The organism is Bacillus sp. GW821-FHT11D08 (assembly GCF_058808515.1).
Genome location: NZ_JBXARS010000012.1, coordinates 1 through 12,813 on the forward strand (window position 1 = coordinate 1; position 12,813 = coordinate 12,813).

Consider the following 12,813-nt stretch of genomic DNA (forward strand, 5'->3'; position numbering starts at 1 on the left):
GGCGGTTGTGGCGAAGTGGTTAACGCACCAGATTGTGGCTCTGGCACTCGTGGGTTCGATTCCCATCAATCGCCCCATATTATCATTGGGCTATAGCCAAGCGGTAAGGCAACGGACTTTGACTCCGTCATGCGTTGGTTCGAATCCAGCTAGCCCAGTTGCATTTTTTTAAAAACAACAGCATAAGATGTATTAAGTTCTTTTACATGTTGCGGAAGTAGTTCAGTGGTAGAACATCACCTTGCCAAGGTGGGGGTCGCGGGTTCGAATCCCGTCTTCCGCTCCAAATTACGGCGGCATAGCCAAGTGGTAAGGCAGAGGTCTGCAAAACCTTTATCCCCGGTTCGAATCCGGGTGTCGCCTTTCTATTGCCGGGGTGGTGGAATTGGCAGACACACAGGACTTAAAATCCTGCGGTAGGTGACTACCGTGCCGGTTCAAGTCCGGCCCTCGGCACCAATTTAACTTTGAACGAACTATGTTAAATTGGTCATCAGTTTTCACATTATAAAACATATATGAGAGTGATTTGCATATTGCAGATCACTTTTTTTATATAATAAAAACGTAATGACTATCAATATAAGTTTCTTGCTTGTATCGTATATACTGCATTACCATTTAAAAAACTTTGCTAAAACCGTTGACGTTTTATGAAATACATGTTATATTTATATACGTCGGTTGAACACGACGAATTACATGCCGGTGTGGCGGAATTGGCAGACGCGCACGACTCAAAATCGTGTTCCTTCTGGAGTGCCGGTTCGACCCCGGCCACCGGTATACAAAGGCTTCTACAATATGTAGAAGCCTTTTTTGTTGTGTGAAAATATCCTCCAAGGCTTGTGAAAACATGATACGCGTGCAGATTGTATAAATACGCTTTTTTCAAAGATACTAACAAGAAGTTCTTTGAAAGAGGTGTTTTTTATGGAAGGGACTTGGACTTGTCTTATCCCATTTATTCTGGTCATTCCCATTTCAATTATTACAAAGCAAGTGCAGTCCGGTCTGTTTGTCGGTTTGCTGGTCGGAAGCTATCTTTTGCATCCCAGCTTGCTTGGCGGGATTGAACATATGGTTCAATATGTAATCAGCAACATTGTCGTCACCAATAATATTAGAATCATTGTGTTTCTATATTCATTTGCCGGCCTTGTAGGGATTATAAAGCTGACCGGCGGGATAAAAGGATTCGTCCATTTGATCAGTAAAAAAGTTAAAACCAAAAAAGGTGCGATGCTGCTTGCATGGCTGTCGACATTTGGCACGTTCAGTGAACCGGACTTTCGCATCGTCACAATTGCACCGATCATGAAAGCTTTAAGCAAGCGTCTGGACCTGTCGAAACAGAAAATTGCGTATGCCATTGAGTTTACGGCAAACCCTGTCATTGCCTTGATTCCGATAGCAACGGCATTTGTCGGCTACATGGTTTCCATTATCGGACAGGCCCTTAAAACGTCAGGAATAGATCAGCCGGCTTACACGGTGTATGTGAAAAGTATTCCCTTCAATTTTTTCTCCATTGTGATTATAGTAGTCGGAATTTATTACTGCTTTTTTAAGAAACAAAAAGCGGACGAAAGCTTAGAAAAAACAGAAAAGAGCGGACAAACTTCTGCTCGCAAACATAACAAAAATACGGAACCGATTCCGCGGAACAGCGGTGTGTTGCTTTCAAAAAGCTCAGGTTCATTTAACATGGAAACAGGGACGATCTCAGATATTCACGGTGAACATACGGGAATGTTCGAAAGTAATGAGCATGCTGACCAGCAGGAGGAGCTGGATTCGGCGCACCGTGCTTATATTAAGGAAACACCGATTCGGCCTTGGAATTTAATCATTCCGATCGGGCTGTTTTTGCTATTAACACTCTTTCTCAGCTGGTGGGACGGCCATTCAAAAGCACAAGGGTTTTTGAATGCTTTTATCAAAAGCGATATGCTTGGCGTCATGTTAACCGCATTATTGGCAGCGGTTATTGCAGCATTTGCTCTTTTTATGTTTCAGCGTTTTCATGCAGGCGAGCTTGTTACCCATTTTATTAAGGGCGGAAACGAATTGGTCAACGTTATTATTATGTTATCGCTGATTTGGGCCGTAACAGCAGTATCTGAAGATCTGGGATTCTCGGAATATGTTACTCCTCATTTAACGTCATGGATCCCTCATATGTTTATTGCGCCGTCTCTTTTTATACTGGGGGCTGTTATATCCTATTTTATCGGGTCATCTTGGGGGACTTGGGGGCTTTTAATGCCGCTCAGCGTAACGCTGGCGGTTCAGTCACATACCAGTTTATTATTAGCGATCGGGGCCGTGTTTGCGAGCGGAACATTTGGAGCGTTTGCTTCTCCTCTCAGTGATAATACGGTGACAACCTGTACGGTGTTGGGGATCGATGTTGTGAAGTATGCCCGTTCGAAGCTTGTTCCGGCGCTTATCGCCGCGGGGATCTCCGTTGTGTTATACGGTGCGTTTTCATTTTTCAGATAACAAATACTTTTTAAAGGCGGTATCCGAAATGGGGATAACGCCTTTTTATGAGCTGTTATACTAGAGGAAAAAAGAGGTGATGACATTGAAGCAGATTATTGCAATGGGCGGCGGGGGCTTTTCCATGGAGCCGGATCATCTTGTGCTGGATCAGTATATTTTAGAGCAGTCGGCGCGGTCAAAGCCGAAAATTTGTTTTTTGCCGACGGCAAGCGGAGATTCGGAGAATTATATCGGCATGTTTTATCAGGTCTTTCAAAAGCTGCGGTGTGAGCCGGATCACTTGTCGCTGTTTAAACCGCCGGGTTCTGATCTCAGATCCTTTCTCATGAAGAAAGATATTATATATGTCGGCGGCGGAAATACGCGCAATATGCTTGTCTTATGGAAAGAGTGGGGGCTTGACCTTATTCTTCGTGAGGCTTGGGAAAACGGCATCATGTTGGCGGGTCTCAGCGCCGGGGCGATTTGCTGGTATGAAGAAGGATTGACGGATTCGGCTGGAGATTTGAGAGAGTTAAGAGCTTTAGGATTTTTGCCGGGAAGCTTTTGTCCGCACTATGACGGAGAAGCGGAGCGCCGGCCGGTGTATCACCGTCTGATTTCAGAAAAGAAACTCAGGGAGGGCTATGCCGCTGATGACGGCGCTGCGCTTCATTATAAAGACGGTCAGCTGTTCCGGGCTGTCTCTTCCAGGGAAACCGCAAAGGGTTATCGGGTTTTTAATACCGAAAAAGGCGTTCGGGAAACAGAGCTTATGACCGTACCGTTATCTGAATTTTGATAATATGCTTTTTTTTGTACACAACTTATGTTACGATGAGAGCGAAATCAATAGTTACTGGGGGTGCCCGTCTGAGCGGGCTGAGAGAGAAGCGGCGGCTTCTTAACCCTTTGGACCTGATCTGGTTCGTACCAGCGTGGGGAAGTAAAGGTTTTATTATTGTTGATGAAAACAATAATAGTTTCTTTCTGACTGCAAAACCGGGTTCTTCTTTGAACCCGGTTTTTTTGTGCTGGTGCTGAGCTTGGTTCTGTTATTCAAATGATAAAGGAGAGATTTGTATGCAAAATCAATCAGTACAGCAAGCGAACATTTCCATTATGTCGAGTTTTTCCGGCAGTAAAAAGGTTTATGCAGAAGGTTCTTCGCCCGATATACGAGTGCCGATGCGGGAAATCAGCCTGAGTGCGACTACGGGGGCATTCGGGGAAGAGGAGAATGCGCCGGTCCGTGTTTATGATACGAGCGGGCCGTATACAGACCCAGATGTACAGATTGATATTCATGAAGGGCTGGGGGCGCTCCGCACAAAGTGGATTACCGGGCGCGGAGATGTAGAAGAATATAACGGCCGGACCGTGAGACCTGAAGACAACGGTTATAAAAAAGAGGGCCGTGCCGCTGAATACCCCGGCCTACAGCGGAAACCGCTTCGGGCCAAGCCGGGGAAAAATGTAACACAATTGCATTATGCGAGAAAAGGCATCATTACGCCGGAAATGGAGTTTATCGCAATACGTGAGCACGTGTCTCCCGAATTTGTCAGGGAAGAGGTGGCGAGCGGCCGGGCGATTATTCCTTCTAACGTCAACCACCCGGAAAGCGAGCCGATGATTATCGGCCGGAATTTTCATGTGAAAATTAATGCCAATATCGGCAACTCGGCTGTTACATCTTCTATCGAAGAAGAAGTCGAAAAAATGACGTGGGCGATTCGCTGGGGCGCCGATACGATGATGGACTTATCCACGGGAAAAGACATTCATACGACGCGTGAATGGATTATCCGCAACTGCCCCGTGCCTGTGGGGACGGTGCCGATTTATCAGGCGCTTGAAAAAGTAAATGGCATTGCCGAGGATTTAACGTGGGACATTTATCGTGACACATTGATTGAGCAGGCGGAGCAGGGCGTGGATTATTTCACCATCCATGCCGGCGTATTGCTTCGTTACGTCCCGTTAACGGCTAAACGCACGACGGGAATCGTATCCCGCGGGGGGGCGATTATGGCGCAATGGTGCCTGGCTCATCATCAGGAAAGCTTTCTGTACACGCATTTTGAAGAAATTTGTGAAATCATGAAGACCTATGATATCGCTTTTTCTCTTGGTGACGGGCTTCGCCCCGGTTCGATTGCGGATGCCAATGATGAAGCGCAGTTTGCGGAATTGGAGACTCTCGGAGAATTGACGGAGATTGCGTGGAAGCACGATGTGCAAGTGATGATCGAAGGACCGGGTCATGTGCCGATGCATAAAATTAAGGAAAACATGGACAAGCAGCTGGAAATTTGTAAAGAGGCGCCTTTTTACACGCTCGGGCCATTAACGACGGATATCGCTCCGGGTTATGACCACATTACTTCAGCAATCGGCGCGGCGATGATCGGCTGGTACGGGACGGCGATGCTTTGCTATGTCACGCCGAAGGAGCATTTGGGGCTGCCGAATCGTGATGATGTAAGAGAAGGCGTCATTACGTACAAAATCGCGGCACATGCCGCAGACCTTGCTAAAGGGCATCCGGGTGCACAGATCCGTGACGATGCTCTGTCTAAGGCGCGGTTTGAATTCCGGTGGCGTGATCAATTTCATTTGTCGCTTGATCCTGAAAGAGCAATGGAATATCATGATGAAACGCTGCCGGCTGAAGGCGCAAAAACGGCTCACTTCTGTTCGATGTGCGGTCCGAAGTTCTGCAGCATGAGAATTTCTCAGGATATTCGTGATTATGCGAAGGAAAACGGACTTACTGAAGACGAGGCCGTCAACGAAGGGCTGAAAGAAAAAGCAAAAGAGTTTGCAGAGAAGGGAAGCCGCTTATATCAATAAAAGAAAAGATGAGGATGGAGTTTGCCCATCTTCATCTTTTTTAGAAAAACGGTGAACGGCGAAGCGGCGGAATGCTCTGTTCAAAGCGGAATATATTTTCCGGATCGTATTTCGTTTTGACTTGACGGAGGCGGTGAACATTTTCTCCGTAATACGTTTGCAGCCAGTTTCTGATTTCTCTATCAGGCCAATTCACGTAATCTCCCATCGTTTCTCTTGATAGGGACGTTCTCAGTCCTTCGATCCAGCGGACATTTTGTCTTTCTTCTTCAGCAGATGTCCAAGTTGTTATATATTCTTGGGCAATGATTGCGTTGCGATAGTAGAATGCCGTTTGGTCCGGAGCGATCCGTCCGGCCGCCCCGCCGAGAGATTGCTGCCACACACTGGCGTTTTCGTTCGGAGCGTGCTCTAAATAGCGCTTTAAAGTGGAAATCGCGCGTGTTGATAATGGTTTTTCAATAAAGGCTCCTGACCGCTTCATCTTTTGCGGCTGATTGCCTCCCGGGCTGTTAAAAAAGGCTGCCGCTTTAATAAATGGCACTGTCTTGACCATGCCGCTTGCCGGTTTTCCCGCTTTCATTAACGGAGCCAGCAGTTCTTTCAGCTCATCCTTTGTCCCGGTAAATTGACCGAGCGCTTCTATGCGGTTGACTTCCTTAGGCCAAAACTGAATTGATGAGGTAAGCCGGTTGTCTGTAAATGGAGCCCAGCGCTGCCATGTGTTAAATACTTCCTCAAAATCATCCCAGCCCCAAGTGACAGAAAAAACAGACACGCACGAGATCGGCACGGCTTTAAACATCATGGATGTGACAATGCCGAAGTTGCCTCCCCCTCCTCCCTGAGACGCCCAAAATAGATCAGAGTGCTTTGAACGGTTGACTGTGATCAAGTCAGCACCCGCTTTTTCGTCCGCTATGATCATTTCGAGCTGGAGGAGACGATCGCAAGTAAGTCCGGCTGTCCTTGTTAAATATCCGATTCCTCCCCCGAGCGTCAGCCCCGTGATTCCCACATTCGCAATGGTTCCCGCAGGAAGGGTCAAGCCGTACCGCCAGAGTGTGCGGTAGACTTCCCCCAATTCGGCTCCCGCTTCAATCGAGACCAGCCGCTTATCCTCATTTACTCTTATTTTCTTCATTTCACTGAGATCAATGACTAGTCCGTCATTTAACAGGGAAAAGTTTTCGTAGCTGTGTCTTCCGCCTCTGATACGGAAAGGCACATTGTTCTCACGCGCCCATCTCAGCGCATTGAGGGCGTCATGTTTGTTTTGACAAAACACAATGATGTCTGGATATCTTTGCAGGCTTAAATTGATATTGGTTCTTGCAGCATTATAGTCCGGGTCATCTTTTTTGACGATGCGACCGGTCAATGTTGTCTTTTCCACATTCTCACTCACTTTCACTTGTACTCTGCTATGTTTTCTAGCATATGCGGAAAAATGAGAGAGTGTATGAGGAAAACCCCCGGAAGGAAACGATATTTTAAATTATAGTTGACAGGTAGGGATTGTATGAATTAACATAATCATTACATATTTCCAAACGATGGCTGATCGGATCACCGAAGGCTCTTATCTTTTAAACAGATAAGGGCCTTTTTTGCGTGAAAGTCATGAATGAAATGAAAAGCGGAGGGATGAAAAGTGGCGTTAAAAAAGGTATCACATGTGCGCAAAAAGAGCAAAAAACGAAAAAAGTACAGAAAACACACATTGAATTTCGAACTGCTTGTAGAGAAAAACAAACGGGAGATTATGAGAAATGAAGAACAGATGGAGCAGATTTATATAAAGATAGATGAAAAGCATGCGGGGGTTCGATAAAGATGAAGGAGAGAAAATGGAGGATAAAAACAACGGTACTCGCGCTGTCGGTATCCATCATGTTATCAGGGTGCGCGTTAGGGAGCGCCGGGGAAGAACCGTCATCTGCGGCGGATAAAAAGGAAGAAACACGTATTGCCCATGTCAAGACAAAGGAATTTAAAGCTTCTCATCCGGCGGCCATTCCCGCTAAATCGAAAGCCAGAACTGACACTTTTGTTGCTGGGATTTCCACGCCGGGCGGTGTGTTTCTGCCGTACTTCTACGAAAACGGCTGGGATGGAAATGCGACAGATCCTATTTTTGAACCGTTAGTCAAACTGGATAAAATGGGGAAGCCTGCCCCGGCTCTTGCGGAAAGCTGGAAAATTTCCAAAGATCAGCTTACATACACGTTCCGTTTAAGAAAAAATCTCGTTTTCAGCGACGGTTCACCGCTGACCGCAAAGGATGCCGCATTCACTTTAACACTGTTGCATGATCCTGCATACGCGGGCTATGAAGATATCACCACGGCCTATATTAAAGGCGGTAAGGCTTACAAGGAAGGAAAGGCAAAGACGATAGAGGGCATTCTCGTCCTTGATGACAGAACCATTCAAATCACGACTGAGAAAGTCAGTGCGAAGTCGCTGCTTCTTTTAGGCGGGCAGGTGCTGTCAGAAGCCTACTACGGGAAGAAATATCAATTCGGCAAACTGGATTATTTAAAAGAGCTTTATGCCAAACCGCTCGGAGCGGGACCTTATCAATTTACAGAATATCTTCCGGGACAGGAAATACGCTATCAGGCTAATGAACACTATTATGCCGGAAAACCGAAAACGGAAAAGCTCATTTATAAAATTATCGATCCGTCAACTTCCCTTCAGCTGTTTGAAACGGGTGACCTTGATTACGCTTCTTTCTCACCTGATGATGATACGGTTCAGCATTTAAAAAGTCTCGGTTTTGCTAATATAAGCGTATCTGTCGTGAATGATTACGGGCTTGTGTACGTCAATCACAAGCGTCCGCCTTTTCGAGATAAGAAAGTGTCCCAGGCGCTTATTTACGGACTTGACCGTCAAAAAATCGTCGATGTCCGCTTTAAACGCTACGGAGAAGTCGCGAATGTGCCGGTGTCTCCGGTTTCGTGGGCTTATGATGACAAAGATGTCAATCGGTACGCGTTTAACCCTGAAAAAGCCAGAAAGCTTCTCGATGAAGCAGGCTGGAAAACGGGCAAAGACGGTGTACGTGAAAAAAACGGCAAAAAGCTTGAAATCAGCTATTACACGTCTAAAGCGGATGATGATTTTATCCCGATCGCGAAAGAAAATTACGCGGACATCGGAATCTCATTAAAACCGGAAGTGATGGATTTTAATACAGAAGTAGCGAAAATAAATGACAAACAATATGACCTTGCCGCCGTTTCCACCTCGCAGATTCTTGATCCGAATGACACGGTGGAAAAGCTGGCTTCCGGCCATCCCAATAATGTAACGGGGTATTCCAATCCGAAAGCGGACCGGCTGATAGAGAAAGGAGCCGGCACGCTTGATATCAGCGAAAGAAAAGAGATTTATCACCAGCTGTACCGGGAGCTCGGGGAAAACCCGCCTTACATTCTGATTCATTACCGTCAGAGCGCAAGGGCGGTCAGCGGAAAAATAAAAGGGCTTGAGCCTGACAATTATTCTGGAATCAGTTCAAGTCTCTCAAATGTCTCAATTCAATAGAACGGTTGGGCAAAATACCCGGTGCATCCTGGGGATTTTGCCCTTTCAGCGGAAAGGAGGGGCTTTTTGTGAAACGGTATGCCGCAGAACGATTCATTCAAATGCTTGTGATCTTATTTGGTACGTCCTTTATTATTTTTTTCTTATTCGCCATGCTGCCGGGCGACTATATTGATTCCAATGTAAACCTGACTCCTGAAAGAGCGCAGGAGTTAAAAGCGCTTTACGGGCTGGATCAGCCGATTTGGCAGCGCTATGTGACATGGCTCGGAAATGTGCTCAGCGGAGATTTTGGGTTTTCTTTGAAATATCAGGAGAACGTCCTGTCACTGCTTCGGAAATATGTCTGGAATTCGTTTTTTGTCGCGTTTTTGGCGTTGCTTGTCACATGGTCAGCCGCGATGATAACGGGTGTCATATCCGCTGTCAGGAAATACTCATGGTTTGACGGGATCGTGACGTTTCTTGTATTTGCTTCCATGGCGTTCCCGTCTTTTTTTATCAGCCTTCTGTTTATTAAGTGGTTGGGGGTGGATTTGAAAATATTGCCCGTCGGCGGGATGATTGATACCGGAAGCACGAGTACAGGTTTTTCGTACGTGCTTGAAGCCGTCAGACATATGATTCTTCCGACCGTGATTTTATCTATGCTCGGCATCGGCTCGCTGACAAGGTATTTCCGCTCCGGCATGCTGGACGTGATCAGACAGGATTATATCAGAACGGCGAGAGCGAAGGGATTGAAAGAGCGCACCGTCATCTGGAAACATGCGTTGAAAAACGCGCTCATTCCGGCCATCACCCTGCTTGCTTTTGAACTGCCGGGACTGTTTTCCGGAGCCATCATTATTGAACAGATTTTCGGGTGGCCGGGTGTCGGACGTATTCAGCTGGAATCTGTGCATTATCGTGATTATCCGGTTTTGATGGCGTTTACCTTGTTTTTGTCTTGTTTAACGATTGTGGGGAACTTCTTGGCGGATATCGCTTATGCCGCGGTTGATCCGCGGGTCAGGCTGAAATAGGGGGTGTTCGGAATGAAAAAACAAAAAGGGGTGCCGCCTTCTCTTTGGAAGCAGACGTACCGCCGCCTGCTGCAGCATAAGCTGACGGTCATCAGTCTTCTTTTCTTATGTTTTATGTTTTTATTGTGCTTTATCGGGCCGTCTTTTTCTCCGTACATAACAGATCGGACGGATATTTCAAATGCCAATCAGCAGCCGGGAATCCATCATTGGCTGGGAACTGACCAGTACGGGAGAGATGTGCTGATGAGGCTGATGCTGGCGGGGCAGATTTCTCTGACCGTGGGGCTTGCTTCAATGGTGCTGTCGCTTGTCATCGGTTCTTTACTCGGGGCTGCGGCCGGATTTTATCGGGGAGCCGCTGATATGATCATTATGCGCATCGCTGATATGCTCATGTCCATCCCGGGCCTGCCGCTGCTTTTGATTTTGGCTGCGGTGATGTCGGAGTGGAAAGTGCCTTCTGAATACAGGATGTACCTGATCATGATGATGTTAAGCTTGATTGGATGGCCCGGTCTGGCGCGGCTTGTACGCGGACAGATTTTGTCGCTGAAGGAGCAGCCGTTTATGATGGCCGCGGAAGTTTTGGGGCTTAGTGATAAACGGAAAATCCTCTATCATTTGCTTCCCAATACATTGCCGTTATTACTGGTAGCGGCGACTTTGCATGTGGCGGGAGCGATGCTGAGTGAATCGGCGCTGAGTTTTCTCGGGCTTGGCGTTGCTCCGCCCACACCTTCTTGGGGAAACATGATGGAAGCGGCGAATCATTTTATGGATTTTACACTCCGCCCGTGGCTGTGGATTCCGCCGGGAACGGCCATTTTTCTGACCGTTGTGGCGATTCATCTGCTTGGAGACGGTTTAAGAGACGCTTTTGATCCTAAGGTAAAACGGCAGGTGAAAATGAAATGAAAAAACCGCTTTTAGAAGTGAGGCATTTGGAAACAACTTTTTATACAGAGGAGGGGGCGGTAAAGGCCGTGGACGATGTCAGCTTTACGATACATGAGGAGGAAACGGTTTGTATTGTAGGGGAGTCCGGCTGCGGGAAAAGCATGGCGTCATTGTCCATTATGCAGCTTATTCCCGAGACGGGGAGAATCGAACGGGGAGCGGTGCATTTTTCCGGACGGAACCTGTTGGAATTGAAACCAAAAGACATGCAGAAAATCCGCGGCAGCGAAATCGGGATGATATTTCAGGAACCGATGACATCTTTGAATCCGGTGTTTACAATCGGTGAGCAGCTGGCCGAACCGATTCGCGAACATTTATTGCTGAGTAAGAAAGAAGCATGGCGGAGGGCCGTTGAACTGATCACGTTAGTGGAGATCCCGCATGCCGAGCAGGTTATGCACCAATATCCTCATGAACTGAGCGGCGGCATGCTGCAGCGCATCATGACGGCTGTCGCGCTTAGCTGCGAACCGAAACTGATCATTGCCGACGAGCCGACGACAGCGCTTGACGTAACCATTCAGGCGCAGATATTGGATTTATTGCGGGATATGAAAAAGCAATTCCGCACGTCTATTTTATTCATTACTCATGACCTTGGCGTGGTTGCTGAAATGGCTGATTATGTGATTGTTATGTATGCGGGGAAAATTGTGGAGGAAGGACCGGTTGCAAAGCTTTTTTCTGATCCGAAGCATCCGTATACGAAAGGACTGCTCGCGGCCAAGCCGGTTATCGGTCAAAGAAGAGAGATGTTGTACACCATTCCGGGGCAGGTCCCCGAGCTTGCGGACCTGTCGGGATCGTCTTGTTATTTTGCGGAGCGATGTGAACACAGCATGGAAATATGCCGGAAATCGAGCCCGCATTTTACTGAATTCGGGAAGGGGCATCAGGCGGCGTGCTGGCTTTACAGAGAGGAGAAAGCAGATGGGTGATGTGTTGCTGGAGGTCAAGGGGCTGAAAAAATATTACGAGGAGCATGGGGGGATGAGAAAGACCCGCAAAAATCCCGTAAAAGCAGTTGACGGTGTCAGTTTTACGATAGAAAAGGGAGAAGTGTTCGGCTTAGCGGGAGAATCGGGCAGCGGAAAGTCATCAATCGGCAAGACCATTTTGAGGCTTCATGAAAAAACAGAGGGAGAGGTGTTTTTTCAGGGGCGTGATGTGTTTCGGATGAGTCGGCGCGAGCTCAAAACTTTCAGATCAGAAGCGCAGCTCATCTTTCAAGATCCGTTCAGTTCTTTAAATCCCCGGCGTCGGATCGGAGAAGCCATCGGTGAAGCGATGATCGAGCATCAATTGGCGGTGAAGCGGAACGCGCGTGATAAAGCGGCGGAAGTTCTTGAAGCCTGCGGACTTTCCGCAAACTTTATCGACCGTTATCCGCATGAATTTTCCGGAGGGCAGCGGCAGCGGATCGTGATTGCAAGAGCGATGGCGCTCAAGCCGCAATTTATCATTATGGATGAACCCGTGGCGGCGTTAGATGTCTCCATCCAGGCGCAGATGATGAATTTGTTCAGCAGCCTTCAAAAACAGCACGGGCTGTCATATTTGTTCATTTCTCATGATTTAAGCGTGGTGGAGCACTTATGTACGAAGGTCGCCATTATGTATTTAGGGACGATTGTGGAATACGCGTCAAAGGAGGAGCTCTTTTCACGGCCGCTTCATCCTTATACGAAAGCGCTGTTATCAGCCGTGCCTGTTCCTGATCCCGGAGCGAAAAGGGAGCGGATAATTTTAAAGGGTGATATACCGAGCCCCTCTGATCCGCCTTCAGGCTGTAAATTCCGAACGAGATGCCCGGCAGCCAAGAAGATATGTGCTGAGAAAAGTCCGGCGCTGTCAGAAAAAGGGCTTCATCATTTTGCGGCATGCCACTTCATATAATTGAGAAAAAACGGTTTTATTGATAATG

General features: G+C 47.3%; 10 protein-coding genes, 6 tRNA genes and 1 riboswitch. Of the genes, 15 read left to right on the forward strand and 1 reads right to left on the reverse strand.

The features are described from left to right. Position 1: 1 nt before the first annotated feature. From AC1RRX_RS18380 to thiC, 9 genes are all read left to right on the forward strand, one after another. A tRNA-His gene (locus AC1RRX_RS18380) sits at positions 2-77 on the forward strand. A gap of 9 nt (positions 78-86) precedes the next feature. Next, positions 87-158 (forward strand) — tRNA-Gln (locus tag AC1RRX_RS18385). A gap of 53 nt (positions 159-211) precedes the next feature. Then, positions 212-286, forward strand: a tRNA-Gly gene (locus AC1RRX_RS18390). A 6-nt stretch (positions 287-292) separates the two neighbouring features. Continuing rightward, a tRNA-Cys gene (locus AC1RRX_RS18395) sits at positions 293-363 on the forward strand. Positions 364-370: 7 nt separating this feature from the next. After that, a tRNA-Leu gene (locus AC1RRX_RS18400) sits at positions 371-459 on the forward strand. A gap of 245 nt (positions 460-704) precedes the next feature. Then, positions 705-786, forward strand: a tRNA-Leu gene (locus AC1RRX_RS18405). Positions 787-933: 147 nt separating this feature from the next. Beyond that, on the forward strand, positions 934-2,505 hold the full coding sequence (locus tag AC1RRX_RS18410; protein WP_144464968.1) for a Na+/H+ antiporter NhaC family protein: 1,572 nt from the start codon (positions 934-936) through the stop codon (positions 2,503-2,505). 85 nt (positions 2,506-2,590) lie between these two features. Further along, positions 2,591-3,289, forward strand: a complete 699-nt coding sequence (locus AC1RRX_RS18415) for a Type 1 glutamine amidotransferase-like domain-containing protein (RefSeq protein WP_144464970.1) — start codon at positions 2,591-2,593, stop codon at positions 3,287-3,289. A 49-nt stretch (positions 3,290-3,338) separates the two neighbouring features. Beyond that, positions 3,339-3,449, forward strand: a riboswitch (TPP riboswitch). Positions 3,450-3,570: 121 nt separating this feature from the next. Next, a complete protein-coding gene (thiC, locus tag AC1RRX_RS18420; RefSeq protein ID WP_020953945.1) occupies positions 3,571-5,343 on the forward strand; it encodes a phosphomethylpyrimidine synthase ThiC in 1,773 nt (590 codons plus the stop codon). Positions 5,344-5,383: 40 nt separating this feature from the next. Here the strand turns inward: thiC and AC1RRX_RS18425 are convergent, their stop codons facing one another. Further along, positions 5,384-6,739, reverse strand: coding sequence for an FAD-binding oxidoreductase (locus AC1RRX_RS18425; RefSeq protein WP_144465002.1), 1,356 nt, complete (start codon positions 6,737-6,739; stop codon positions 5,384-5,386). 258 nt (positions 6,740-6,997) lie between these two features. Here AC1RRX_RS18425 and AC1RRX_RS18430 point away from each other — a divergent pair, with 258 nt between their 5' ends. The 6 genes from AC1RRX_RS18430 (at position 6,998) to AC1RRX_RS18455 (ending at position 12,785) form a co-directional block, all read left to right on the forward strand. Continuing rightward, positions 6,998-7,177, forward strand: a complete 180-nt coding sequence (locus tag AC1RRX_RS18430; RefSeq protein WP_003155431.1) for an FbpB family small basic protein — start codon at positions 6,998-7,000, stop codon at positions 7,175-7,177. 2 nt (positions 7,178-7,179) lie between these two features. After that, the gene (locus AC1RRX_RS18435; protein ID WP_144464972.1) at positions 7,180-8,901 is read left to right on the forward strand and encodes an ABC transporter substrate-binding protein; all 1,722 of its coding nucleotides are present in this window, start codon (positions 7,180-7,182) and stop codon (positions 8,899-8,901) included. A 68-nt stretch (positions 8,902-8,969) separates the two neighbouring features. After that, complete coding sequence (locus AC1RRX_RS18440) at positions 8,970-9,926, forward strand: ABC transporter permease (RefSeq protein ID WP_144464974.1); 957 nt, start codon at positions 8,970-8,972, stop codon at positions 9,924-9,926. A 12-nt stretch (positions 9,927-9,938) separates the two neighbouring features. Further along, on the forward strand, positions 9,939-10,844 hold the full coding sequence (opp4C, locus tag AC1RRX_RS18445) for an oligopeptide ABC transporter permease (protein WP_144464976.1): 906 nt from the start codon (positions 9,939-9,941) through the stop codon (positions 10,842-10,844). After that, positions 10,841-11,827: an ABC transporter ATP-binding protein gene (locus AC1RRX_RS18450; RefSeq protein ID WP_144464978.1), complete on the forward strand. Its 987-nt coding sequence runs from the start codon at positions 10,841-10,843 to the stop codon at positions 11,825-11,827. The genes opp4C and AC1RRX_RS18450 overlap by 4 nt, the downstream gene beginning before the upstream one ends. After that, positions 11,820-12,785, forward strand: a complete 966-nt coding sequence (locus AC1RRX_RS18455) for an ABC transporter ATP-binding protein (protein WP_144464980.1) — start codon at positions 11,820-11,822, stop codon at positions 12,783-12,785. Before AC1RRX_RS18450 ends, AC1RRX_RS18455 begins: the two co-directional genes overlap by 8 nt. Positions 12,786-12,813 lie beyond the last annotated feature (28 nt).

What these genes read in the sequence shown, in the direction of transcription:
- thiC (WP_020953945.1), top strand. Translation starts at nt 3,571, where the DNA reads ATGCAAAATCAATCAGTACAGCAAGCGAACATTTCCATTATGTCGAGT.
- opp4C (WP_144464976.1), top strand. Translation starts at nt 9,939, where the DNA reads ATGAAAAAACAAAAAGGGGTGCCGCCTTCTCTTTGGAAGCAGACGTAC.
- AC1RRX_RS18455 (WP_144464980.1), top strand. Translation starts at nt 11,820, where the DNA reads ATGGGTGATGTGTTGCTGGAGGTCAAGGGGCTGAAAAAATATTACGAG.
- AC1RRX_RS18410 (WP_144464968.1), top strand. Translation starts at nt 934, where the DNA reads ATGGAAGGGACTTGGACTTGTCTTATCCCATTTATTCTGGTCATTCCC.
- AC1RRX_RS18450 (WP_144464978.1), top strand. Translation starts at nt 10,841, where the DNA reads ATGAAAAAACCGCTTTTAGAAGTGAGGCATTTGGAAACAACTTTTTAT.
- AC1RRX_RS18435 (WP_144464972.1), top strand. Translation starts at nt 7,180, where the DNA reads ATGAAGGAGAGAAAATGGAGGATAAAAACAACGGTACTCGCGCTGTCG.